Here is a 25,600-nt window from a genome sequence, read left to right on the forward strand (position 1 = left end):
CAATATAAACGATTTATTTAACGTATTCGATGAAAATGTTTTTAACGACGAAATTTCGTCACATTTTCACGCCACAGTTGCCGGATCAATCATCCAGGCGTGACAAATGGTGAGCATTGCCATGCGGAAATAGCCATTCCACAAGGAAATGAGAGGAATTCGCGAATCGATCGATGCCTGCCGAAAGGCAACAAGCGACTTAATCCACATCAACATTCCACCCTTTAAAAAGAGGCTTTCTATTGCAATAAAGGAAATCAAAATGCATTTGCATTAAAATGCAAATGGTGAATTTGATTAATTTGATTTCAGATTGACACGTTCACCGAACATCCCCCGGAGTAAGCCATGCCCCTCACTCGTCTCAACAACAAGGTCAGGATCACCTCGCTGGTCCTGGCCATCCTGGGCAGCGCGCTGTTCGGTTATGCCTTGCTCAACGGCAGCCTCAGCAGCCGCGAAGCAGCGATCAAGAGCGGCGAGACCGCCACCCTCAACCTCGCCACCGGCCTGGCTACCCAGGTCAACCTGAGCTTTCGTGCGGCCGACCTGCTGATACAGGAAATCGCCGGACTGGAAGGCAGCCGCAGCCTCTCCCCGGCTGAACTGCAAGGCCTGGTGCAAGATCTGCTCACCCGGCAAAGCCAGCTCTTTCCCGAACTGGACAGCCTGCTGGTCATCGACGAGCAGGGCCACACCCGGCAGCGCTGGCCCGCCCATGCGGAGCCGGCCGGCCTGTCCGGCACGGAACCGGCAATGGCCATGGCGCGCGGAGAGCGCCGTGTGGAGGACAAGACCGGTGGACTGCAGATCGGCACCCCGGTCATCAGCAGCGTCACCGGCCGCTGGATCATTCCGGTGACGCGCACGCGCCTGCGCCAGGGCAAGCCGGCCGGCGTCATCCGCGTGGGCGTGAGCCTGGACCACTTCATGCGCCTGTTCAACGAACTCAACATCGGCAAGCAGGGCTCACTGGTACTGGCCAGCACCGACGGCAGCATGCTGCTGCGCCGGCCCTACGGCAGCGAGTTCCTCGGCAAGAGCATGGCCGATCTGCCGCTCTATCGCGATCATGCGCAACAGCGCCAGTCGGGCTGGGCGGTGATCCAGTCGGCCCAGGATGGCGTGCTGCGCCTGAACTATTTCACCCGGGTGCCGGACTATCCGCTGTTCGTCACGGCCGCACTGGCGCATGAGGAAATGCTGGCCGACTGGCGCGAAGCGCAGCGTGCGCAATTGCTGGTGATCGTCTCGGCGGCGCTGCTGGTCGGCCTGCTGACGGCCTATCTGCTGCGCGTGGTACGCATGCGCGATCGGGCCGAAGAAGAGATTGAAAAGAAGAACCTGTCCCTCAAGCTGCTCACCGAAAACCTGCGGGCCCAGGCCATGCTGGATGGGATGACCGGCATTCCCAACCGGCGCTACCTGGATGAACAGCTGCAACTGGCCATGCGCAATGCCAGCCGCAGCAAGAGCGCCCTGTCGCTGGTGATGTTCGATGTCGATTTCTTCAAGAAGTACAACGACCTGTACGGCCACATCCAGGGCGACTACTGCCTGCAGGACGTGGCCCGCACCCTGCGCGGGATGCAGCGCCGCCATGGCGATCTGGCGGCACGCTACGGCGGTGAGGAATTTGCGTTGCTGCTGCCCGACACCGATCTCGACAATGCTCATCGCATCGCCCAGAAGGTGCTTGATGGTGTGCGCGCACTGGCGATCCCGCATCAGGGCAATGCCGGTGGCGTGGTCACCATCAGCGCCGGCGTGATGAGCTGCGTGCCACGGCCCGAGATGCGCATCGAAGATCTGTTCGCGGGGGCCGACCGCGCACTCTATCGCGCCAAGGAACGCGGCCGCGACCGGGTGGAAGACTGCCAGCTGCCGCGTCCGGTAACGCCTTCGATCAAACCGGATGCAGCCGCAGGAAATTCGCAGTGAAGCGCCCAGAACTCAACGAATAACTCGCAATAAAAATGGATGACATCCGGTGCGAATGAGATCACCAACATGTCTCCGCAGCTGACAAAACACTGACTGCGGGAGCGATCCCGTCACGGAATCTCCATCGAAACTTTACACTTTGGTCACACAACGGACTAAGTCAATCGACCGGGAATGCCTGCCCATGCTGATTAAAAGCGGGCTCAGATGCACGGCGCATCCATGGTCGCAGGCAGTTTTTTCACAACTGTGAATTTCTCTTATAATTTGCAGCGCATCCCGTCCCTCGACAAGAGCGGACTGGTGATGAGACCAGCATGGGCAACACGGCCCGCTCCTCGAAATTTACTCGCATTTTTTCCAAACCCCGGATGAGTTCAAATCTGATGTCCGATCCGCTCGGCGCCATGAACCAGATCGAAGCCATGTTCATCGAACACCATGGCTGGTTGCGCACGCGCCTGCGGCGCAGCGTGGGGGATGCCTTTGCCGCCGAGGACGTGGCCGCCGAAACCTTCACCCAGTTGCTCACCTCGCCGCCGCAGGAAGTGCGCGAACCGCGCGCGCTGCTGACCACGATCTCGCGCCGCATCGTCTACGAGCTGTGGCGACGCCGCGATCTGGAGGAAGCCTGCCTGCAGGCGCTGGCGCACACCAACGGCGAGGCCCAGGCCATCTCGCCCGAAGACCAGCTGCAACTGCTGCAGGCCCTGCGCGCCATGGACCAGGCGCTGGCCGGGCTGACCGCCAAGGAATGCGCGGCCTTCCTGCTTTACAAGCTCGACGGCCTGACCTACCAGGCCATCGGTGAACAGTTGCGCATCACGCCCAGCGTGGCCCGCCGCTACGTCGCCAAGGGTCTGCTGCAATGCTACAAGGCCGCCGGCTTCGCGCCGCTGGGGTAAGCGCGCGCATGAAGAACGAAGACAAGATCGTGGAGCAGGCCATCGAGTGGATGCTGCAGATCGAACAAGGCGAACTGAGCAAAGGCGAACAAGCCGCCTTCGAACACTGGAAAGCGGCTGATCCGCGCCATGCCGTGGCCTATGCCAATCTGGCGCAGTCGGTGCAGCAGTTCGACGTTCCGCGCCAGGTCGGTGCCGCCCCCCAAGTGCTGCGCAACACGCTGCAACAGAAGAGCCGGCGTCGCAAGGCCCTCAAGCAGATCGCCATCCTGGCCGGCCTCACCGTGGGTGGCGGCCTGCTGGCCGACCGCGTCACCCCGCTGGCAGGACTGCGCGCCGACCTGCACACCGGTACCGGCGAGCGTCGCCGCACCCTGCTGGCCGACGGCAGCACCCTGATCCTCAACGCGCGCAGCGCCATCGACCAGCAGATCGCATCGGGCACGCGGCAAATCCGCTTGCTGGCGGGCGAAATCCAGCTGCAGGTGGCGGCGCGTGCGGAGCTGCCCTTCATCATCCAGACCGTGCATGGCAGCGCCGAGCTGCTGGGCGGAACGCTGGCGATGGCCCTGCAGCCCGCCCGCACCGAACTGGTAGCGCTGCAGGCCGCCCAGGTCGGGGTGGTGACCCGCAACAATACCCGTGGCCAATTGGCCGGCGGCCAGCATCTCTGGTTCGACAGCGACCGCATCGGCAGCGCACGCGCCAATGCCGGCGGCGAAACCTCATGGGTCGACGGTTACTACACCGCCGCCAACAACACGCTGGCCGAGGTGGTGGCAGCGCTGCGTCCTTACCGCACGGGCATCCTCAGGCTCGATCCGGCCGTGGCGGGGCTGCGCATCAGCGGTGCCTTCCCGCTGGATGACAGCGAGCGCGCCCTGTCGGCACTGGCCAGCGCCTTGCCCATCTCGGTGACACGGGTGAGCCCCTACTGGGTCACCATCAGCGCACGCACCTGAACCCGCCTGCTTCATGCGCCCCACCCGCCTCGCCCTCCTGCTGGCGCACTGCCTCGCGGCCAGCCCGCTGGCGCTGCTGGCCGCGCCCGCTGCCGCGCAAATCGTTTCCGCCGCCGTCCCGCTGGCGCAGTTCGACTTCCAGTTGCCCGCCGCCAGCATGGAAGCGACGCTGGCCGCCATCGCACGTACCGCCGGTGGCATCGTGCTGTTCGATCCGGCGGTGACGGCCGGGCTCGCCAGCAACGGCGTGCAAGGCCGCTACACGCTACCCCAGGCACTGCAGCGCGCACTGGCCGACAGCCCGCTGGAACTGGTCGCGCAGGCCGATGGCTCATACGGGGTACGCCGCATTCCGGAAGTGCTGCCCCGCTACAATCCGCCGCTGCCACCGGTCATGCAGACCGGCACCGGGGAGGAGCGCAACAGCAGCCACGGTTATCTCGACAGCGGCTTCCTGGCCAGCGGCAGCCGCCTGGCCACACGGCAGGAAGAAAAACTGTCGGCCCTGCCAGTGTCGCTGCAGGAGATCACCAGTTCCGTTCTCGAAAGCCAGCAATCGCGCTCGGTGGTGGACAGCCTGCAGAACATCAGCGCCGTGGTCCATGGCCGCGGCGACGGCGTCGACCAGGCCGGTACGCTCTACGTGCGCAGCTTCATTGCCCCGGTCATGCGCGATGGCTGGGGCGACCTGGTCTCGCTGTCCAACGTGACCAATGGCCGTGTCGCCGGCTCACGCAGCATCACCTCGCTGGATGTGCCCATGGCCGCCATCGAACGCGTCGAAGTCCTGGGCGGTGCCGACTCCATCGTGGTCGGCGGACCGATGGAACCGGGCGGATCAGTCAACATCGTGACCAAGCAACCGGTGGCCGATACCCTGCGTGAATGGACGCTGGAGGTGGACAATCGCGGCCATCGCCGCAGCGCCCTCGACCTCGGCGGCAGCCTCACGGAGGACCGCGCCTGGACCTATCGCACGATCCTTTCGGCCACCCACGACAAGCGCACCCTGGATGGCTACGACGGCGCGCGCGAGTTCTACCTCGCCGCCTCGCTCGGCTACAAGGACCGTGATACCGCCGTGGTAGCAGGCCTGAGCCACCACGTCACACGGTCTCCCTTCGGCGGCTACCAGAGCGCCATGCTCACCGACACCGGCCCCGGCCCTGACCTGCGCAACACGCCCTGGGGCCTGCCCGACGATCACAGCCAGGCCAGCAAGAGCGAGCTGTTTTATCGCTGGGAGCAAGACCTGGGTGACGGCTGGCGTCTCAACAGCAAGGCCCGCCTGACGCGGCTGCGCTACCACTCCGCCGGCTACACCAGTTGCTCGCCGGTGGACCTGGACGAAGGCACCGGCATCTGCGTGAGCGACCAGTCGCTGCTGCATTCGGACAGCATCGGGCTGGACAACAGCCTCTCCCGCAAGATCGTCAGCGGCGAGTGGCAGCATACGGTGATGGCCGGTGGCAGCTTCACGCGCACACGCCTGCGCCGCTACAGCGACACCAGCAATTCGAACGTCATCGGCGTCACCTGGCCGCCTGTCGCCAGCGACTTCCCGGCCATCACCGATACCCCCGGCATCGTCAGTGGCCGCGACGCGATCTACACCTCCAACCTCTACCTGCAGGACCAGATGCGCTGGCGTCGCTGGACGCTGCTGGCCAACATCGGCTACGAACAGGAACGCAACAATTTCTCTTCGGACGTCGACATGAACGGGGTCGAGCACGACACCTCGCCGCCCCGGCACGGCCCGGTCTACAACCTCGGAATCGCTTATCGGCTCAGCGACACCGCCACCGTCTACGCCAATGCCTTCCGCAGTTTCACCCCGGGCCAGCTGCTGCTGGACTCCAGCCTCAATGGCGGCAAACCCGGCATCAACAGTGCGCCCGCCACCACGGGCAAATCGGCGGAAGTCGGCCTCAAGCTGGAGCTGCTGGAGCGCCGTGCCATCTTCACCGCCGCCCTCTACCGTGCCAGCCATACCAACGTGCTGCAGTTCGTCTTTCCCGATACCACTGCGCCTTCCAACAACTACGTGCTGCTGCCCTCGGCCGTCAGCCAGGGCGTGGAGCTGAACCTGTCGGGCCGGCTGGCCCGCGGCTGGAACATCATCGCCAGTTACAGCTACAGCCTGTTCCGTCCGGCCGCGAGCACCGAAGAAGACCGCCGGATCGCGCAGTTCGCCCACCATCGCGCCAGCTTGTGGAGCACCTATGACCTGCAGTCCGAGGCCTGGCGCGGCTGGGGCTTCGGGGCCGGCCTCACCGCACGCAGCAGCTACATGGCCTTCAGCGACAGCGATTCGCAGGTACGCATCGCCGGCCAGACCCGGGTCGACGCCAGCCTCTACCATCGCGGCAGCGGCAGCCGCACCACGCTGGGCATCCGCAACCTGTTCGACCGCCGCCTCTACAGCGACTTCGCCACTACCACCATCGGCGTGGAGCCGTCCCGCACGCTCACCCTGACCCATATCGTCGAGTTCTGAACTGCTCCGCCAGCGCGCCTGACCGCTGCCAACGCCCCCCCTGGAAAAAATTTGTAACAGACCGTCATTTTGCGCGGCTCGTTGCACAAGCAAGACAGAGAGCTCCCTTTCTCTGTCTTCATCGTGCAAGGAGTCGTCCCCATGTCGTTCATTACCGTTCCGCATACCCCCGGCCCTTACGGGCTGCTGCTGGACATCCAGGAACCGTTGCTGGCCTGCCTGAGCCTGTTGCTGCTGGCCGTGGCGTGTTACCTGCTGGTACCGGGCGTGGCCCGCTGCGTGCAGCTGGTACGTGCCAGTACCGGTGCCGCCCGCCCCTCCCCGGCCTGGAACGCGGCCGTTCCCGCGCGCCTGCGTGCGGCCCGCCCGAGTGCGCCGCTCAGCCTGCTCAGTGCTCCGGACCAGCCGCGCGCGCCGCTCTCTCGCCTGGCCCGGCAGATCAAGCTGCGCGCACGCGGCCTGCTGGCCCCGCGCCAGACACGGCAATGGCTGGATTTCTGGAACCTGACCGCCACCCATGCGGCCCTGGCCGTGGCCACGCCGCGCCTGCTGCACAAGATCTACCGGCCCTACCAGTCACTGCGCCTGCGCCGGCCGCAACGGCTGGAGATCCTGACCAGCCACTACGACTTCGTCATCCGCCGTGGCCTGGCCCCGCTGGTGCTGCAAGCCTCGCAGCAGCAGATCCCGATCGGCCAGTTCCAGGGCAAGTCGGGCCAGGACTACGAAGTGCGCCTGGCCGCCATCAACAGCCTGGACCACGAAGGCGAACTGGCGCTGCACCTGTATCGCGGCCAGGACCACCTGTTCTCGACCGCCTTCACCCTGTGCCGCCAAGGGAACGGCTGGATCGTGCGCATCGGCTGCCTGCAGGGCGGCGGCGGCGCTGACAGCCGCGAGCAGATCCGGCGCGCCACGCGCGACCTGTTCGGCCTGCGTCCCAAGGCGCTGATGATCCGCATGGTGCGCGCCATCGGCGTCGGCCACGGCTGCAGCCGCGTGCTGCTGGTGAGCAATGGCAATCGCGTGGCCAGTCGGCGCGGCAAACGCGGGCGGGTCCACGCCGACTATGACGCTTTCTGGCAGGAACTGGGCGCAGCAAGGCGCAGCGATGGCGACTACGAATTGCCATGTGAAGAAACGGCACCGGATCTGCAATCCCTGCCCTCGCGCAAGCGCGCCGAAGCCCGCCAGCGCCTGGCGCTCACGCAGGCTGTCACGCAGCAGGTGCGCGGCGCGCTGGTGCGCACCGGCACCTGAACACCGACTGCGCTACGGAGGCAACATGGCAACATCTACCGGCTCCATCTCCACCTCGGCGGGTCCACTGGACGTGGCCAACCTGGTCAACCAGCTGGTCGCCGTGGAAAGCAAATCGCGCCTGACGCCGCTGGCCAGCAAGGCCGATGGCTTCAATGCCCTGCTGGCCGCCTATGGCAGCCTCGACAAGGCGCTCGGCACCTACCAGAGCGCTCTGGCCGGGCTGACGGCCGCCAGGTTCAGCGCCCAGAAGGCGGCGGTCAGCAACAGCGGCAACGCCACGGGCAGTGGCGGCGAGGTCAAGACCGGGGCCGACGCCATCAGCGCCGACATCAACGCCGATGACTCCACCCGCGCGCTGGCCCAGAAGATCCGCTCCAGCGGCTTTGCCAGCGGCCAACTGTTCCGGGCTGGCGATTCACTGGCCATCAAAGTCGGCACCCGGCCACCGACATTCATCACGCTCAAGGCAGACGCCACCGTCACCGGGCTGCGCGATACCATCAACGCCGCCAACGCAGGCGTGACCGCCAGCGTCACGCGCGACGAAGCCGGTGAACACCTGGTCCTGGAATCCAATACCGGCGGCACCGCCAACACGCTGAGCGTACGATCCAACAACAGCCTCTCCGCGATCAGCTTCGATCCACAGCAGCAGCGACCCGGTGCCATGACGCAGACCCAGGCCGCGCGCGACGCCACCCGTGCGGCGGCCGGCAGCTATGCGCTGAGCGTGGAGCAACTGGCGCAGGCGCACAAGCTCAGCTCGGCCGGCATCAACCCCGGCACCACTTTCGACGTGGGTGTGCTGGCGATCAAGACCGGGCAGGGATCGACCGCGCTCATCAAACCCGCCAACCACACCCTCGCCGGCGTGCGCGATGCCATCAATGCGGCCGAGGCTGGCGTGAATGCCTCCATCGTCAGCGACGGCAAGCAGGAACACCTGGTGCTCACCGCCAAGGAGAGCGGTGCGCAAAACGCCATCCGGGTCTCGGGCACGGGGGACTTTGCGGTGTTCGCTTCCGATCCTTCCGGCAATGTCAGCACCGCGTCGGTCGCGCTGGAAAAACGTTTCGGTACAGGGACCGTGAGCCTCACTGTTGGCACCCGCAATTTCAGCCTGTCACCAGTCTCCAGCACGGCCGGTACCGCACCGGGCCTGGCCGACGTGGCAAGCGCCATCAATGAGGCCAAGACCGGCGTCACCGCGACGGTGCGGCGCGAAGGCCAGGGTGACCAGGCCGTGGAACGGCTGGTGCTGAGCAACGGCGGCAGCGATGCCATTCGCCTGCGCGGCAGCGGCGACTATGCGGTGCTCACGGCCAGCGCCATGGGACAGCTGCAACGCCCGCAGGACGCCCGGCTCAGCATCGATGGCGTGGCCATCACCGCCCCCGGCAACCAGATCCGCGATGCCATCTCGGGCGTGACGCTCAACCTGAACAAGACCACCCGCAGCGGCGACCGCTTCACGCTCACCGTCAGCAACGACAACAGCGGTGCCAAGGAGGCGGTCAACAGCTTCGTCAATGCCTTCAATGCCTTGACCAAGTCGGTCGCCACACTCACCCGGCAAGTCCCCTCCAAGGTGCGCGGCCAGGCCGGCGAACAGGGACCGCTGGCCAGCGAAACGATGGTGCAGGCCCTGATGGGGCAGTTGCGCAACGCGGTGCTGGGGGCCGTGAGCGGCAATGAGCATGGCTCGCTGGCCGCCATTGGCGTGAGTTTCAAGAAGGACGGCACGCTGGCCCTGGACGACGCCCGCCTGAGCAAGGCCGGCAGCACCAGCTTCGATGCGCTGGCGCGCCTGTTCACCGACAAGGGCGGCGTGGTCACGCGCAGCCAGGCCCTGCTGGACAAGGTGCTGGGCGAGACCGGGCTGCTGGCCGGCAAGACGCGCGGCCTGCAGAGCAGCCTCAAGACGGTCTCCGACCAGCAGGCCGCCGCCCGCGAACGCCTGTCCAACCTGCGCGACAGCTACACCAACCAGTTCAATCGCCTCAACCTGACGCTGGCCCGGATGCAGGCCTCGCAGTCCTACCTGACCCAGCAACTGGCGCGCCTGCGCAAGACCTGACGTCCTTTCCACCTCACTCAACGGAACCACCATCATGAGCTTTCAACAGGGACTCAGCGGCCTGCAGGGCGCGAGCAAACATCTGGAAGTCGTCGGCAACAACGTGGCCAACGCCAGCACCGTCGGCTTCAAGCAGGGACAGGTGCAATTTGCCGATGCCTATGCCAACTCCATGAACCGCTCCGGCAATTCGCCGGTCGGCATCGGCGTGACACTGGCCAATGTCAGCCAGGCCTTCACCCAGGGCAACATCGCCACCACCAACAATGCGCTGGATGTGGCGATCAACGGCGACGGCTTTTTCCGCATGGCGGCCAACCTGAATGACCAGTCACCGCGTTACGGGCGCAATGGCCAGTTCCAGCTGAACAAGGATGGCTACCTCATCAACCCCAGCATGAACGGAGCCTATCTCACCGGCTATCCGGCCGGTGCCGCAGGCGGCGATCCGGTGCCGCTGAAGATCGATACGGCCACCCTCCCGGCCACCGCCACCTCGCGCATCACCACCAAGATCAACCTCGACTCGCGCAAGAGCGTGCCGACCATCAGTCCCTTCGATCCGGCCAATCCCAACAGCTACAACAATTCCACCGGCGCGACCGTGTACGACAGCCTGGGCAATCCGTATTCGCTGCAGACCTACTACGTGAAGAGCCCGCCGACCGGCAGCCCGCCCGCTACCACCTGGTCGGTGTATGGCACGCTGGACGGCAAGCTGATCAACGCCGCACCGCCGGCCACCGGTCCGCAACTGCTGGGCACGCTGCGCTTCGATGCCACCGGTGCCCTCACCGCCAGCACCGGCATGACGGTCGACCTGAGCAGCATGGTCAAGGGCGGGGCCAGCTTCCCCACGCCCATCGCACTGAACTACGCCGGCTCCACCCAGACCGGTTCGGCCTTTGCCAACCTGGCGCAATCGCAGGATGGCTCGCCGCCGGGCACGCTCTCCAGCTTCAGCATCGGCAAGGATGGCAGCCTGGTGGGCAGCTACAGCAACCAGCAAACCAAGGTGCTGGGCCAGATCGTGCTGGTCAACTTCGCCAACCCGAACGGACTGCAGCCGCTGGGCAACAATCTCTACCAGGCCACGGCGGCGGCCGGCAGTCCGCTGGTCGGCACCCCGACCACGGCCACCTTCGGCAGCCTGCAGGGCCGTGCCGTCGAACAATCCAACGTCGACCTGACCGCCGAGCTGGTCAACATGATCGTGGCGCAGCGCGTCTACCAGGCCAATTCGCAATCCATCAAGGTGCAGGACACGGTTTTGCAGACGCTCATCAGCCTGCGATGAGGATGCACGCATGAGTCCCGGTGTGCCCTTCGCCTCTGCCCCCGCCGCCAACGGTGCCGTCCTCACGCTGCCGGTCGCTCCGGCGCTGCGCGGCATGATCGATGCCGCCCTCAATGCGGTCATGGAAGAAGCGGCCGCGGAAGCACGGCTGACCATGGGCACGCTGGGGCGCTGCGCCGATTACGCGCTGGTCGGTGCGCGCGTGCTGCGCCTCCTGCTCAATCGTCCTTATACGGCGCTGTCGGGCGGCGAGGTCATCGACTGCGGCAGCGGTCTCTACGTTGCCATGCATCCGGGCCGCAAGGCACGGCGCAGTGCGCGCAAGCTGTCTGAACTGAAGGATTACCATTGCTGGATCGAAGCCTTGCATCCGATGCCGGACGGCAGCCTGCGGCGCGAGATCATCGATTTCACCATGCGCCACGACCCGCTGGTAGCGGAGGTCTGCGGGCTGCCCTTCACGCACTCGCATCGTCACGACTACCTGTGGGCATGGCAGGAGGAGATAGCGCCGCTGCCGCTGGCAGCGCGCGCGCAATTGCCGCCGCAGAGCCGCAGCGGAGACTGGATGTGGGTGGATCAGGATTGCCTGCGGCTGTTGAAGAAGTATGAGCAGGATCACGAAGCCCTGCTCGCTCGCCTCACCGGGCAGGTACTGCACAAGCTGGTGGAGGCGATGCAGGCACAGGAAGAGGCAGCGCAGATGCGCAGCACGGCCAGCCTCAAGCTGGCCTGAGCCGCGCAAGGGGCCGGTGCTCGCGGCCGTTCAGCCGAGCCGCGCCGGACTCAAGGCCGCGGCATCGACCCCGAAGCGCGCGATATGCGCCGGCACCGGCTCGCCCAGGATCAGGGCCGCATAGGCCTCGCCCGCCGCCGGTGAAGACTGGATGCCATACCCGCCCTGCCCGGCAGCCCAGAAGAAATGTGGCACCTTGGCGTCGTAGCCGCCGACGAAACTGCCATCGCTCACGAAGGAACGCAGGCCGGCCCAGACGTGCGCCGGACGCCGGATCTCCAGCGTCGTGCCGTTCTGGATATGGTCGATGGCGATGGCAATATCCAGTTCCTCGGCCTGCACGTCGTGCGGTCCGACCGGATCGGCATTGGCCGGCGAACCCAGCAGCAGGCCGGCATCCGGCTTGATGTAGAAAGATTCATCGACCGGCATGAACATCGGCCAGTGGGCGCTATCGGCAGGTGCCGCGAAGGTGAACGCTGAACGCCGCTTCGGCACCAGGCCGATGGGTGCGGCTCCGGCCAGTTGCCCGATCTCGTCGGCCCAGGCACCGGCGGCATTGACGATGACGCCCGCGCGCAACTCGCCCTGACTCGTCTGCACATGCCACGTGCTCTCTCCCTGCTCATGGTCATGCTCATGCTGCAGCGACTGCACCTCGGCATTGCACAGCACGCGCGCACCCGCTGCCCGCGCGCCGCGCAGGAAGCCCTGGTGCAAGGCATGCACGTCGATGTCGCTGGCATCTTCCTCGTAGACCGAACCGATCAGGTCTTGCTCACGCAGCACCGGCACCATGGCGCGGGTCTGCGCCGCATCGAGGCGCTGCACCTTGTCGGAGACCGAACGCACCAGGGCCTCATGGGCGTCGAGTTCGTCACGCAAGGCGGAGGTGGCATAGAACAATGCGCCCCGTGGCGTGAGCAGGGCATGTTCCGTAAAACCTTCCGGCGGATGATCGAAGAAGGCGCGGCTGGCGCAGGTCAGCGCGCGCACTTGCGGCGGACCATAGCTTTCCATGTAGAGCGCGGCCGAGCGGCCGGTGCTGTGATAGCCCGGCTGCGATTCGCGCTCCAGCAGCAGCACGCTGCCGTGACGCGCCAGCCAGTATGCGATGGAGGCACCGGCGATGCCGGCCCCGATGATGAGATAGTCGACGCGGCCTTGCTGGCTCATGGGCAAACTCCGTGATCTTTTCAGAGGGCTGCGATGACGGCCACTTCCACGTCCAGCCCAGGGGCCATCAGCAGTGCCTGCACGCAGGCGCGCGTGGGCGCATGGCCTGCAGGCACCCAGGCATCCCACACCGCATTGAAGGCAGCGAAATGCTCCGGGCTGGAGAGCCAGACATTGGCGCTGACGATGCGCTCGCGCGCGATCCCCTGGGCCTGCAACTGGGCATCGACCTTGGCCAGCACTTCGCTGGCCTGCTGCGGGATGGGCGCACCCGGATGGTCCGCCACCTGGCCGGCGACGAAGGCAAAATTGTTGGCCAGCACCAGCTGGCTCATACGGGCATTGGTATTGAAGCGTTGGATCGTGCTCATGGAATCGTTCAAGAATGAAATAATATAAATGGTTTATACCGCAGCCTGTGCCGCCGCTGCCGTCGCCGCGCCATCAAAGATGGGCGGATGGGTAACCAGGGAGGTCAGCGCTGCGTTGACGGACTTCAGCTTCGCCAGGTCAGGCCGTGGCCGCTGCAATGTCTCATCGCCCGCAAACGCCGCCTCCAGCGCGCCGGCCCAGGCCAGCAAACGGGCATCGTCGCGGAAGGCACCGGTGACCTGCAAGCCGAAGGGCATGCCGCGATGATCGCGGCCGCAGGGCAGCGAGATCGAGGGATTGGTAACAAGTGTGACTACATAGGTCAGGGCCAGCCAGCGATAATAATTTTCCAATGGCGCGCCGTTGACCTCCTTCAGGTACAGCTCGCTCCACGGGAAAGGCGACACCGGCGTGGTCGGCGAGAGGATCAGGTCATAGCGCGCATACAGCTGCTGGAAGCGGCGGAACAGACGCGTCTGCTCACCCTGCGCCCAGGCGCAATCGGACAGGCTCATGGCCGCGCCCATCTCGTAGTTGGCGCGGGTATTGGGGCCGAGCGAGGCGGGATCGCGGCGATAGGCGGCCTCGAACCCGGCCACGAAGGCTTCGGCACGGATCACGTCGAAGGCACGATGGGCCTCGCCCATCTCCATCTCCACGGGCTCGCAAACCTGCACGAAACGGCTGATGGCAGCCATCTTCTGGCGAAACACTGCGCGGATGCCCTCATCGACTGCACATACACCAAAGTCTTCGGTATAGCCGATGCGCAGGCGCGACAGGTCCACCGGCGGCAAGGCCGCGAACGCCGCGTCATCGACCGCGTAGCTCAAGGGATCGCTGGCATGCAGGCCAATGGTGGCACGCAATTGCAGCACGGTATCGGCCACATTGCGGCCCATCGGACCGACCACCGAGATCGGCGTCCATCCCAGCAGCTTGCGCTCGCTCGGTACCAGTCCCGGCGAGGGGCGGAATCCCACGACGCCGCACTTGGCCGCCGGAATGCGCAGCGAGCCGCCGGTATCCGAGCCCGAGCACAGCGGCAGCAGATCCACCGCCAGCGCCGCCGCCGAGCCCCCGGAGGAGCCGCCCGCATTGAGCAGCGGATTGAAGGGATTGCCGGTGGCCCCCCACACCGTATTGCGGCTGTTGGCCCCGGCCCCCATTTCGGGCACGTTGGTCTTGCCGGCCACGATGGCACCGGCTGCGCGCAGGCGCGCCACCAGCGCGTTGTCGTGTGCGGGTACGTTGCCGCGATAGATAGGCGAGCCATAGGTGGTCAGCAGGCCTTCGGTTTCTTCGAGATCCTTGATGCCGATGGGCAGGCCGTGCAGCAGCCCCAGTTCAGCCCCGTCCATGACCGCCTGCTCGGCCGCACGCGCTTCCTTGCGGGCCCGCTCGAAGCAGGTGGCGGTCACGGCATTGATGTGGGGATTGAGGTCTTCGATGCGGGCGATGCAGGCGTCCAGCAACTCGACCGGAGAGACTTGCTTGCTGCCGATCAGCTGGCGCAGTTCGACGGCAGTTTTTTCGACGAGGGAATCAGACATGAATTTCCTTGTGAGTGGATCAGGCCGGCTGCATCTGGCCGCCGGTCTTGCTGGTGCGGATGAACAAGCTCACCAGCACCGAGAACAGGGCCGCGCCGATCAGGAAGCTGAAGGCGTAATCGTAGTTGGCAAAGGCGCTGACCAGGAAGCCGATCACCAGCGGCGAAATGAAGCCCGCCAGTTGCCCGCCCAGGTTGACCATGCCCACGCCGCTGCCCACCAGCTGCGCCTGCAGCAGCTTGGTCGGCAACGCGATGCAGGTGGCCAGCACGAAGGACTTGAAGAAGTAAGCCAGGCATTGCCAGGCGATGACGCCCTCGACGGTCGCGGCAGTGTACATGCAGTAGACGAAAACGGCGGTCAGCAGCGAAGAGGCAATCAGCAGCAGCTTCTCGCGGCCATCGAAGAAGCGCACCATGACCCAGCCGCCGATGGCGGTCGACAGACCGGCCATGATGTAGGGCAGCGGCAGCAACAGGCCGACCGCCTTGAGATTGAGGCCGCGCACGGTCATCAGATAGGTCGGCATCCAGCTGTCGAGCCCCTTGTTGATGATGGACAGGCCAAACCATACCGCCACGATCTTCCACATCAGCGGCATCCTGAGCAGGGCCGCGAAGGCTTCCTTGTTGATGGCCTTGGGACCGTCCTTGCCGGGCCGTACCGGACGCACGCAGAACCAGTACACGAGGGCGAACACCAGCCCGGCAATGCCGATGGTATGGAACACCGCGCGCCAGCCGAAATGCATGATCAGCGGTGCGATCAGCAGCGGGGCCAGCATGCTGCCGATGTAGTTGGAGGACATCAGCAGCGAGGACATCTTGGGCCGCTCCTCGCGGCTGAAGTTTTCTGCCACGCCCTTGACGCTGGCGGCCGGAAACGCGCCCTCGCCCAGACCGAAGATGAAGCGGATCACCACCAGGCTCGTCACCGACCAGGCCATGCCGGTCACGCCGGTGAAAACCGACCACAGCAGGATGGAAATGACGATGACGGGACGCGAGCCGTAACGGTCCGCCAGCCAGCCGCCGGGCAGTTGCAGGAGGGAATAGCCGAGGAAGAAACTCGACAGCAGGATGCCGAGGTCGGAAGGCTTGAGCGCGAATTCGCTGGCGATCTGGGTCGCGGCGAAGGTGATGGCGGCGCGGTCGATATAGGACACGCACCAGCCCAGATACAGCAGCACCAATACCAGATACTTGTAGCGTCCCTCGCCCTGCGCCTTCGTCATTGCAGCCTGTGCAGCATCCATGAAGCCTCCCTCGCGACGCGACGGCGGGCACCCTGCCGCCGATCCGTGAAAGCATCCTAAGCCCGCACATGGTTTGCCACAAGTACAAGTTTTCGAACCAGTGATTGCCGAATCGGCAAACCATTCCTACAATTCATGGATGTCCATCATCCATACCCGTGTGCTGCAGGAGACCGCCGTGCGCTACTTCCTCGAAGTGGTGCGGCGCGGCTCCATTACCGAAGCGGCCAATACGCTCAACGTCGCCTCCTCGGCCATCAGCCGCCAGATCGCGCGGCTCGAAGCCGAACTCGACACGCCGCTGTTCGAGCGCGTCTCGCGCGGCATGCGGCCCAATGCCGCCGGAGAACTGCTGGCCGCGCACGCGCTGCGCCAGCAACTGGAAGCCGAACGCATCGGCAATGAACTGGCGGCCTTGAAGGGCTTGCGGCGGGGTGAGGTGAAACTGGCGACCACCGAGGGTTTTGCATTGGAATTCGTACCGGCGGCGATCGAACAATTCTGCCGCCAGCACAAGGGCATCCGTTTCCAGCTCTCGGTGGGCAATGCAGTCCACGTGGCGCAGCAGATCCGCGAAGGCGCAGTCGACCTGGGACTGACCTTCACCATGGCACCGGATCCGGACATCAAGGTCGAGTTCGCGCAGCGCGCGCCCATCATGGCGGTGATGCGGCCGGACCATGCACTGGCCCATCGCAAGCAGGTCAGCCTGTCGGAACTGGCCCCGTATCCGCTGGCCATGCCGCAGAAGAACATCACCATGCGGCGGCTGATCGATGCCTGCTGCAGCCGCCGCAACGTGCTGCTGGAGCCGACCCTGGCGGCGGACTCCATCAGCGCCCTGCTGTGTTTCGTGATGTCCGGCGACGGCATCGGCTTCTCGGCCGCGCTGCCCATCCGCAAGCTGGTGCGCGAAGGACAGCTGGCCGCCCTGCCCATCCGCGACAAGGACATGAACACCCTGCAGCTGGAAATCCAGTCCCTGGCCGGACGCACCTTGCCCAATGCGGCGCGCGCTTTCCTCAACGCCCTGATCGCGCGCGCCAGCGGGCGGCACTGAACTTTTACGCCACTTCAGCGCCTTGCAGCACCAACAGCGGTGCCAGATGGAAGGAATGTTCCAGGCGCGCCTGCGGGTCTTCCATGTGCTCGGCGATGACGCCCATGCAGGCCGCCACCAGGCAGCGCGCCACATCGATGGGCGTGAGCCCGCGCCGCAGCTGGCCGCGTTCATAGGCGATATTGAGGGCGGCGGTCAGATGCTGCAAGGCGCGCAGGCTCAGCGACTCGATACGTTCACCCAATTCGTCCGGCAGCTCGGGCGTGCCGCGATAACGCAGCACCACTTCCATGCGACGCCGCTGCTGTACGTTGCGCAGGAAATCCAGCAGCTTCAGCCACAGCACCTCGCGCAGCAACAACAGCGGCTGCTCGCTCTGGCGATAGACCGCCAGTTCCGGACCGATGTCGAAAGGCCAGACCAGATCATCGAACACGGCATTGACCAGGGACAGCTTGTCCGGAAAGTGCCAGTACACCGCCCCGCGCGTAAAAGCCGCGCTGGCCGCCACGTGTTCCAGCGTGGTGGCGCGCACGCCGCGCCGGGCAAACGCGGCCAGCGCGGCATCGAGCAGGATGGCGCGGGTCTTGCCGGCGCGCGGGCTCATGGCGCGGCCGTGGCCAGGTCACTGGCGACAGGGCTGCCGGAGCGTTCCACCCAGCCGCCGCCGAGCGCCTTGTAGAAGGTCACCAGATTGGTCCAGCGCGACAGGCGCGTACCGATCAGGGTCTTCTGCGCCGAGTACAGCGTGCGTTGCGAATCGAGCACGGTGAGATAGCTGTCCACGCCATTGTTGAAGCGCGCCTGCGAGAGCCGGTACGAGGCACCGCTGGCCTCCACCAGATCCTCCTGCGCCTTCAACTGGCGGCCCAGGGTATTGCGCTGGGCCAGTGCATCCGAGACTTCCTGGAAGGCGGTCTGGATGGCCTTCTCATACTGGGCCACGCTGATGTCGCGGCTGATGGTGGCGATATCCAGGTTGGCCTGGTTGGCACCGCCATCGAAGATCGGCAAGGAGATCTGCGGCACGAAACTCCACGAGCCCGAACCGCCCTTGAACAGGCCGGCCAGCCGCGCACTGGCCGTGCCCGCATCCGCGGTCAGGCTGATGCTGGGATAGAAGGCCGCGCGCGCCGCTCCGATGTTGGCATTGGCGGCACGCAGCGTGCGTTCGGCCTCGACGATGTCGGCGCGCCGCTGCAGCAGGTCCGAGGGCAGTCCCGGTGGAATGGTCGCCAGCGGACTGGCGGCGGCCAGTGCGGTATCGGGCAAACCCTGCGGCAGCAGCCGGTCCGGCAGGTCCTTGCCCACCAGCAGCACCAGGGCATTGCGGTCCTGGTCGACCTGGGCGGTGTAGCTCTCCACGTCCACGCGCGCACTCTCCACGCTGGTCTGCGCCTGGCGCAAGGTCAGCGCCGAGGACGAGCCCAGCTCGAAGCTGCGCTGCGTGAGTTCGTAACTGCTGCTCTGGCTGGCCAGCGTGTCCTTGGCCAGCCGCAGGCGGTCCTGGTCGGAGGCCAGCGTGAGCCAGGCGGTGGCGACTTCGGCGATCAGGCTGATCTGGGTGCTGCGGCGAGCCTCGGCGGTGGAGAGGAAGGATTGCAGCGCCTGTTCCTTGAGGCTGCGGACTCTACCGAACAGGTCCAGTTCGTAGGCACTGAAACCCAGCGTGGCGGTATAGCTGCGCGCGGTCAGCGCACGGCCGGTAGCCGACAGGTCGGCCGGCGTGCGGCTGGCCGATTCACTGGTGGCGGCGTTGATGGTCGGGAACAGCGCGGCGCGCTCCACGCCATATTGGGCGCGCGCCTTCTCGATGTTGAGTACGGCCACGCGCAGATCGCGATTGTTGGCCAGACTGAGGCTTATCACCTCCTGCAATGTCGGATCGGTGAAGACATCACGCCAGCCGATATCAGACACCGCCATGGCCGGCGTGCCGCTCGCGGCCGCTGCGCTGTGGTCGCCCGCAAACTGGCTCGCCACGGGGGCGGCGGGCCGCTGGTACTCGGGCATCAGGGTGCAGCCGCCCAGCAGCATGGCCAGCAGCAGCGGTGTCATCAGCGCGCGGGGACGATGCGCGGCGCGATGGGTCAGGGAAGGATTCATGTCAGTGCTCCGGGGAAATCGCGGGTTGGCCTTGCGGCGCGGAGGAAGGCTTGCGGGCGAACAGCTTCATGATGATCACGAAGAACAGCGGTACGAAGAACACCGCCAGCACCGTGCCCGAGAGCATGCCGCCGATCACCGCCGTGCCCAGCGCATGCTGCGCGCCGGCACCCGCACCGCTGCCCAGCACCAGCGGCAGCACGCCGAGGATGAAGGCCAGCGAGGTCATCAGGATAGGACGCAAGCGCATGCGCACCGCATCCATGGTGGCTTCCACCAGGCTCTTGCCATGCTCGTGCAGATCCTTGGCAAATTCCACGATCAGGATGGCGTTCTTGCAGGCCAGGCCGATGGTAGTGAGCAAGCCCACCTGGAAGTAGACGTCATTCATCTTCCAGGTCAGGATCGCACCCAGCAGCGCGCCGAACACGCCCAGCGGCACCACCAGGATCACCGAGAACGGCACCGCCCAGCTTTCATAGAGCGCCGCCAGCGCCAGGAACACGATCAGAATCGAGATCGAATACAGCAGGCCGGTCTTGCCGCTGGAGGCCTTTTCCTGCAGCGACAGGCCGGTCCACTCATAGCCGATGCCAGATGGCATCTTGGCCAGGGCCGCTTCCACGATGGCCATGGCTTCACCGCTGGAGGCCGCCCCCGGCAGGGCCATGCCGAGGATTTCCATCGAGGGCACGCCGTTGTAGCGCTCCAGGCGGGGCGAACCGGAAGTCCAGCTGGCGGTCGAGAAGGCGCTGAAGGGCACCATGGTGCCGGCGCTGTTGCGCACGTACCAGCGATCGAGGTCGGAGGGCAGCATGCGGTATTGCGCATCGGCCTGCAGCATCACCTTCTTGACGCGGCCCTTGTCGATGAAGTCATTGACGTAGCTGCTGCCCCAGGCGGTGGCGATGGTGTCATTGATGTCGGACATGGCCACGCCCAATGCTCCGGCCTTGTCGGTATCGACATTGAGGCGGAACTCCGGTGTATCTTCCAGGCCGTTGGGGCGCACCGCCACCAGGCGCTTGTCCTGCATCAGCGTGCCCAGCAACTGGTTGCGCGCCTGCATCAGGGCGGCGTGGCCGAGGTTGGCTTCATCCTTCAGCATCAGGTCGAAGCCGGTGGCATTGCCCAGTTCGGACACGGCTGGCGGCGCGAAGGCGAATACACGGGCATCGCGGATCTGCGCGAAGGCGGCACCGGCCTTGGCCGCGACGTCGGTCACCGACAGTCCGGGGCCCTTGCGCTCATCCCAGGGCTTGAGCTTGATGAAGGCAAAACCCATGTTCTGGCCGCTACCGGCGAAGCTGAAACCGGAGACGGCGAACACGCCCGATACCGCATCCTTCTGGTCCACCAGGAAATGATGCTCGACCTGTTCAATCACTTCATCGGTGCGCGCCTTGGTGGCACCGGAGGGCAACTGCAGGATCGCAAACAGCGTGCCCTGGTCTTCATCCGGCAGGAAGCCCACGGGCAGCTTCATGAAGCCCGTCACCACCAGCGCCAGCAGTACCGCGTAAGCGGCCATGTAGCGCCAGCCGCGCCCCAGCATGTGGCGCACGATGCCCTGGTAGCGCAGGTTGCCGCGATCGAACTGGCGGTTGAACCAGCCGAAGAAACCGGTCGTGGCCAGCGCATGGCCCTTGGCCGCGGGCTTGAGCAGCGTGGCGCACAGGGCCGGTGTCAGCACCAGTGCCACCAGCACCGACAGCGTCATGGCCGAGACGATGGTGATGGAGAACTGGCGATAGATCACGCCGGTCGAGCCGCTGAAGAAGGCCATCGGCACGAACACCGCTGCCAGCACCAGCGCCACGCCGACCAGCGCGCCACTGATCTGGCCCATGGACTTGCGGGTGGCTTCCTTGGGCGGCAAGCCTTCCTCGGACATCACGCGCTCGACGTTTTCCACCACCACGATGGCATCGTCCACCAGCAAGCCGATGGCCAGCACCATGGCGAACATGGTGAGCGTGTTAATGGTGAAGCCGAATGCCGCCAGCACGCCGAAGGTTCCCAGCAGCACCACCGGCACGGCGATGGTCGGGATCAGCGTGGCGCGGAAATTCTGCAGGAACAGGTACATCACCAGGAACACCAGCACCACCGCTTCGATCAGGGTGCGTACCACTTCCTCGATGGAGATGCGCACGAAGGGCGTGGTGTCATAGGGCTTCTGCACCTTCATCCCGGCGGGGAAGAATTTCTCCAGCTGGGCCACGCGAGCATCGATGGCCTTGACGGTATCGAGTGCATTGGCCCCGGTGGCCAACTTGATGGCCAGGCCGGCTGCAGGCTTGCCGTTGTAGCGGCCGACCGAGGTATAGCTTTCGCTGCCCAGTTCGATGCGGGCGACGTCGCGCAGCTTGACGCGGGCGCCATCGGAGAGAGTGCGCAGCACGATGTTCTGGAACTGCTCCGCGGTGCGCAGGCGGGTCTGGGCCGTGATGGTGGCGTTGATCTGCTGGTTCTCGGCAGCAGGCAGGCCGCCCAGTTGGCCGGACGAGACCTGCACGTTCTGCGCCTGGATGGCGTTCTTCACGTCCAGCGGCGTGAGGCTGTAGCTGTTGAGCTTGTTGGGATCGAGCCAGATGCGCATCGCATATTGCGAACCGAAGAGCGTGGTGTCGCCCACGCCTTCCACGCGGCTGATCGCATCCTGAATGTTGGCGGCCACGTAGTCCGACAGGTCGGAGCCGCTCATGCTGCCATCTTCCGAAGTAAAGGCCAGCACGTTCAGGAAGTTGGTGGCCGACTTGGTCACGGTGATGCCCTGCTGCTGTACTTCGGAGGGCAGCAAGGGCGTGGCCAGCGACAGCTTGTTTTGCACCTGCACCTGGGCGGTATCCGGATTGGTACCGTTCTCGAAGGTCAGGGTGATGGTCACCGAGCCCGACGATTCACTGGTGGAGGCCATGTAGCTGAGCCGATCCAGCCCCTTCATCTTTTGCTCGATGATCTGTGTCACGGTGTCTTCCAGGGTCTTGGCCGACGCCCCCGGATAGTTGGCGGTGATGGCGATGGCCGGTGGTGCGATGGCCGGATACTGCGCAATCGGCAGGGTCAGCACCGAGATGGCACCGGCCAGCATGACGATGATGGCGAGTACCCAGGCGAAGATGGGGCGGTCAATGAAGAAGCGAGCCATGATGTTTTCCCGCCTCTCAGTTGTTGCCGCTGCCGGCGCTGCCGTTGGCGCTGGCCACGGTGGTCTTGGGCGACCATGGCACCACCTTCACCTTGGCTCCGGCAGTGGCGCGCTGCTGGCCATCGACCACCAGCTGGTCGCCTTCCTTCAGGCCGCTGCTGACCAGCCATTGACTGCCGATGGCACGATCAGTCACCAGCGCGCGCTGCTCCACCACGCCCTCCGCATTGACCACGAAGGCTACCGGCTTGCCGGCACCGTCACGGCTGACCGCCTGTTGCGGTACCAGCAGGCCCTGCTGGCGCACGCCCTCCTGCAGCACGGCGCGCACATACATGCCCGGCAGCAGGTCGGTCTTGGGGTTGGGGAAGACTGCGCGCAGCGTGATGGCACCGGTGTCCTGGTTGACCGTCACGTCGGAGAACTGCAGCGTACCTTCCTGTGCGTAGGTGCGGCCGTTCTCCAGGATCAGCCTGACCTTGGCGCCGTTGCCGGACTTCTGCAGTTCGCCATTGGCCAGTGCTTCCTTGAGGTTGAGCCAGTTGGTGCTGGACTGGGTGACATCGACGTAGATGGGATCGAGCTGCTGGATGGTGGTCAGCGCCGTGGTCTGGCTGGCGGTGACCAGTGCGCCCGGCGTCACGCTGGACTTGCCGATGCGGCCGGAGATGGGCGCATCGACCTTGGCGTAATCGAGGTTGATGCGGCTGGTCTGCACGTTGGCCCGGGCCGAACCGACATCGGCCTCGGCTTCGCCCAGGGACGCGACGGCGTCATCGTAATCCTGCTGGCTGACCGCCTTGATGGCCACCAGCTCCTTGTAGCGGCTGGCCTTCAGGCGCGCCGTCTTCACGCTCGCTTCGGCCTTGGCCAAGGCCGCCACGCTGCTGTCATAGGCTGCCTGATAGCTGGCCGGGTTGATCTGGTACAGCACCTGCCCGGCCTTGACGTCGCTGCCCTCGCGGAAATTGCGTGCCTTGATGATGCCGTTGACCTGCGGCCGCACGTCAGCAATCTGATAAGGCGAGGTCCGGCCCGGCAACTCGGCATGCAGCTCCACCGGCTGCACGCGCACCGTCATCACGCCCAGCACGGGCGTGCCCGCTGCCGGTGGCGCCCCGCCCGGCGGCTTGCCGCAGGCACTGAGGACACTGAGGATGGCCAGTGCAGCGACGGGCCGTAGGAGGGGTGTGGTGCGCATGAAGGACTCTCCGGAAAGGGAAGAAGGTTTTTATAACGATACCGAACTGTACAGTATTATTAATTGACAGTTCTTCCCCGGTCAAGCAATACTGAACACATCTGTACGAAAATGACACTTGTAAAGAAAACGGAGACAGTTCGATGAGAGTCAAGACCCCTGCCCGGCGCGAGGCCATCCTGGCCGTGGCGGCAGACGTGTTCAAGGAGATGGGTTTCGAGGGTGCGTCCATGGCCGAGATCTCGGCCCGCATTGGTGGCTCCAAGGCCACGCTGTATGGCTACTTCAAGTCAAAGGAGGAGCTGTTCGTGGCGGTGACCCACGGCGAGGCGAAGAAGCAGATGGAGCCGGCCCTGGCCGCACTGGACCAGGAGGTGGACGATCTGGCGAAGACCCTGCAGGTCTTTGGAGAAAAGGCGGTCAGCTTCCTGTGCCTGGAGAGCACCTTGCAAACGCACCGCATGATCGTGGCCGAAGCCGGCCGCAGCGACATCGGCCGGCGCTTCCATGAAGAGGGACCGAAGATGGGGATGGAGCGCATCGCCGCCTTCCTGAAGAAGCAGATGGCGGCCGGCCGCCTGCGCACCGCTGATCCGATGCTGGCGACCCTGCAGCTGTGCGCCCTGCTCGATTGCGAGACCGTCAAGCCGATGATGCTGGGGCTGGAGACCAGCATTTCGCGGCCGCGCATGAAACGCATGGTCGGCCGCGCGGTGGAAACCTTCCTCGCGGCCTATGCCGTACCAGCCGACTGAGAACGACCGTCCTCAGAAGGTGTGCCGGATCCCCAGTTGCACGCCGGTCTCGCTGGCACCGGCGTCCGGGCTCAGGGCCTGGCTGGCCGTGAAGCTGGCACCGGTCATGCGATAGGCGGCGGTATTCTGGTTGATCAGACGTGAGGCCACCGCATACAGCCGCGTGCGCTTGGACAGGTCGTAGTTCACGATCAGGCTGAACTGGCGCGCGTTGTTGTTGTAGCGCGAGCTGTCCTTGACGTAGCCGCCCCCCGCGCCGACGGTGGTCTGGGCATTGATACGGTAGTCGGCCGAGAGGCTGTAGGTGTTGTGATAGTCACCCGCGGTATTGCCGACCACGGCACCGGCCGGATCGTACTTGCCCGCCGGGTTGGTGAAGACATTGCCGGTGGTGGCCGAGATCACTTCATTGGTGCGGAAGAAGGCCAGGTAGACCTTGCCGCTGCCATAGTCAACATTGCCGCCCAGCATGAACTGCTTCACGCTGTTGGTGTTGGTGGCGTTGTTGGCGTTGAGGTAGGCGCTGCCCACGTAGACCGGTCCCTGCTGGGTCTGCATGCCGATCTGGTAGACCGCATTGCCGGCGGTGCTGCCGGCGCGCTCGCCGACCGAGTAATGCAGCTCCAGCGTGGTATTGGCAAACTTGGGCGAGATGTAGCTGATATCGTTGTCCACCCGCGCCAGCCAGTTGGCGAAGTTGTTGTAGGCCGATCCATAGGTGGCCGCACCGAATGCATCCATGTTGCCCGAGTAGAGGAACATGACGCTGTTCTGCCGCCCCAAACGCACTTCGCCGAAGCCGCCGCCGAGACCGACCCAGGACTGGCGGTCGAAGTAGCGGTAGCTGTTCTGCAGGCCGCCGGTGCTGGGATCGAAACCGGTTTCAAGATTGAAGCTGGCGCGATAGCCACCGCCCAGATCCTCGACGCCCTTGAAGCCAAGCCGGCTGGTCATCTGGCCATTGTTGCCCATGGCCCAGAGCGAGGTGTCCTTGCCGCCGACGGTGCTCTTCTGGTAGGCCGTATAGACGTCCACTACGCCATAGATGGTCACTGAACTCTGCGCGAAGGCAGCGGGGGCAACGGCCAGCAGCAGGGCTGCCGGGATGAGACGGATGGGGTGTTGCAACTGCATAAGGAATCTCCTCCTGTGGGTAAATCGGTCTGGTTGATCCAGTGTTCTTGTCAATTGGGATGGCGCACACCAAGGGCGCTCTGCTGCGCAGTACGGATGTCTGTTCAGGTCGGCGTGCGCCTCTTTTGCGTGGACGCTCTCTTCTTCCCCTCA

19 protein-coding genes are annotated in these 25,600 nt (G+C 65.1%); 10 read left to right on the plus strand and 9 right to left on the minus strand.

Annotated elements, in window-relative coordinates; translation table 11 throughout:
• Positions 1 to 348 precede the first annotated feature (348 nt).
• From MKD49_RS17630 to MKD49_RS17665, 8 genes are all read left to right on the plus strand, one after another.
• Entirely contained in the window at positions 349 to 1,941 is a 1,593-nt protein-coding gene (locus tag MKD49_RS17630) for a diguanylate cyclase domain-containing protein (RefSeq protein ID WP_252696936.1), read from the plus strand.
• Between the two features lie 389 nt (positions 1,942 to 2,330).
• On the plus strand, positions 2,331 to 2,849 hold the full coding sequence (locus MKD49_RS17635) for a sigma-70 family RNA polymerase sigma factor (RefSeq protein WP_240733867.1): 519 nt from the start codon (positions 2,331 to 2,333) through the stop codon (positions 2,847 to 2,849).
• An 8-nt stretch (positions 2,850 to 2,857) separates the two neighbouring features.
• A complete protein-coding gene (locus MKD49_RS17640) occupies positions 2,858 to 3,811 on the plus strand; it encodes a FecR domain-containing protein (protein WP_252696937.1) in 954 nt (317 codons plus the stop codon).
• A 13-nt stretch (positions 3,812 to 3,824) separates the two neighbouring features.
• On the plus strand, positions 3,825 to 6,311 hold the full coding sequence (locus MKD49_RS17645) for a TonB-dependent receptor (RefSeq protein WP_252696938.1): 2,487 nt from the start codon (positions 3,825 to 3,827) through the stop codon (positions 6,309 to 6,311).
• 141 nt (positions 6,312 to 6,452) lie between these two features.
• Positions 6,453 to 7,571: a VirK/YbjX family protein gene (locus MKD49_RS17650; protein WP_252696939.1), complete on the plus strand. Its 1,119-nt coding sequence runs from the start codon at positions 6,453 to 6,455 to the stop codon at positions 7,569 to 7,571.
• A gap of 25 nt (positions 7,572 to 7,596) precedes the next feature.
• Positions 7,597 to 9,651: a flagellar filament capping protein FliD gene (gene fliD / locus MKD49_RS17655; RefSeq protein WP_252696940.1), complete on the plus strand. Its 2,055-nt coding sequence runs from the start codon at positions 7,597 to 7,599 to the stop codon at positions 9,649 to 9,651.
• Positions 9,652 to 9,685: 34 nt separating this feature from the next.
• Positions 9,686 to 10,948, plus strand: coding sequence for a flagellar hook protein FlgE (gene flgE, locus MKD49_RS17660; protein ID WP_034333790.1), 1,263 nt, complete (start codon positions 9,686 to 9,688; stop codon positions 10,946 to 10,948).
• Between the two features lie 10 nt (positions 10,949 to 10,958).
• A complete protein-coding gene (locus MKD49_RS17665; protein WP_252696941.1) occupies positions 10,959 to 11,684 on the plus strand; it encodes a hypothetical protein in 726 nt (241 codons plus the stop codon).
• 30 nt (positions 11,685 to 11,714) lie between these two features.
• Here the strand turns inward: MKD49_RS17665 and MKD49_RS17670 are convergent, their stop codons facing one another.
• Genes MKD49_RS17670 through MKD49_RS17685 form a run of 4 tightly spaced genes read right to left on the minus strand, consistent with a single transcriptional unit; the run spans position 11,715 to position 16,040 of the window.
• Positions 11,715 to 12,860, minus strand: coding sequence for an FAD-binding oxidoreductase (locus tag MKD49_RS17670; protein WP_252696942.1), 1,146 nt, complete (start codon positions 12,858 to 12,860; stop codon positions 11,715 to 11,717).
• 20 nt (positions 12,861 to 12,880) lie between these two features.
• Positions 12,881 to 13,231 carry a RidA family protein gene (locus MKD49_RS17675; RefSeq protein ID WP_034333792.1) on the minus strand — a complete coding sequence of 117 codons (351 nt, stop codon included), beginning with the start codon at positions 13,229 to 13,231 and terminating at the stop codon, positions 12,881 to 12,883.
• Between the two features lie 33 nt (positions 13,232 to 13,264).
• Positions 13,265 to 14,785 (minus strand): amidase, encoded by a 1,521-nt coding sequence (locus MKD49_RS17680; RefSeq protein WP_209583131.1) that lies wholly within the window; start codon positions 14,783 to 14,785, stop codon positions 13,265 to 13,267.
• A 19-nt stretch (positions 14,786 to 14,804) separates the two neighbouring features.
• Positions 14,805 to 16,040 carry an MFS transporter gene (locus MKD49_RS17685; RefSeq protein ID WP_199725000.1) on the minus strand — a complete coding sequence of 412 codons (1,236 nt, stop codon included), beginning with the start codon at positions 16,038 to 16,040 and terminating at the stop codon, positions 14,805 to 14,807.
• A 139-nt stretch (positions 16,041 to 16,179) separates the two neighbouring features.
• Between MKD49_RS17685 and MKD49_RS17690 the strand changes: the two genes are divergently transcribed.
• Positions 16,180 to 17,100: a LysR family transcriptional regulator gene (locus MKD49_RS17690; RefSeq protein ID WP_134221745.1), complete on the plus strand. Its 921-nt coding sequence runs from the start codon at positions 16,180 to 16,182 to the stop codon at positions 17,098 to 17,100.
• A 4-nt stretch (positions 17,101 to 17,104) separates the two neighbouring features.
• On the opposite strand, the gene MKD49_RS17695 is transcribed toward MKD49_RS17690, so the two are convergent.
• Genes MKD49_RS17695 through MKD49_RS17710 form a run of 4 tightly spaced genes read right to left on the minus strand, consistent with a single transcriptional unit; the run spans position 17,105 to position 23,558 of the window.
• Positions 17,105 to 17,707: a TetR/AcrR family transcriptional regulator gene (locus MKD49_RS17695; RefSeq protein WP_252696943.1), complete on the minus strand. Its 603-nt coding sequence runs from the start codon at positions 17,705 to 17,707 to the stop codon at positions 17,105 to 17,107.
• The gene (gene adeC / locus MKD49_RS17700) at positions 17,704 to 19,206 is read right to left on the minus strand and encodes an AdeC/AdeK/OprM family multidrug efflux complex outer membrane factor (protein WP_305882132.1); all 1,503 of its coding nucleotides are present in this window, start codon (positions 19,204 to 19,206) and stop codon (positions 17,704 to 17,706) included. The genes MKD49_RS17695 and adeC overlap by 4 nt, the downstream gene beginning before the upstream one ends.
• Before the next feature lies 1 nt (position 19,207).
• Entirely contained in the window at positions 19,208 to 22,357 is a 3,150-nt protein-coding gene (locus tag MKD49_RS17705) for an efflux RND transporter permease subunit (RefSeq protein WP_252696944.1), read from the minus strand.
• 16 nt (positions 22,358 to 22,373) lie between these two features.
• Positions 22,374 to 23,558: an efflux RND transporter periplasmic adaptor subunit gene (locus tag MKD49_RS17710; RefSeq protein WP_252696945.1), complete on the minus strand. Its 1,185-nt coding sequence runs from the start codon at positions 23,556 to 23,558 to the stop codon at positions 22,374 to 22,376.
• A gap of 143 nt (positions 23,559 to 23,701) precedes the next feature.
• Between MKD49_RS17710 and MKD49_RS17715 the strand changes: the two genes are divergently transcribed.
• Positions 23,702 to 24,313: a TetR/AcrR family transcriptional regulator gene (locus tag MKD49_RS17715; protein ID WP_252696946.1), complete on the plus strand. Its 612-nt coding sequence runs from the start codon at positions 23,702 to 23,704 to the stop codon at positions 24,311 to 24,313.
• A 12-nt stretch (positions 24,314 to 24,325) separates the two neighbouring features.
• Here the strand turns inward: MKD49_RS17715 and MKD49_RS17720 are convergent, their stop codons facing one another.
• Positions 24,326 to 25,447: a porin gene (locus MKD49_RS17720; protein WP_252696947.1), complete on the minus strand. Its 1,122-nt coding sequence runs from the start codon at positions 25,445 to 25,447 to the stop codon at positions 24,326 to 24,328.
• Between the last annotated feature and the right edge of the window lie 153 nt (positions 25,448 to 25,600).

The sequence above is a fragment of the Herbaspirillum sp. WGmk3 genome, assembly GCF_023952535.1.
GTDB classification, from domain to species: domain Bacteria; phylum Pseudomonadota; class Gammaproteobacteria; order Burkholderiales; family Burkholderiaceae_D; genus Herbaspirillum; species Herbaspirillum huttiense.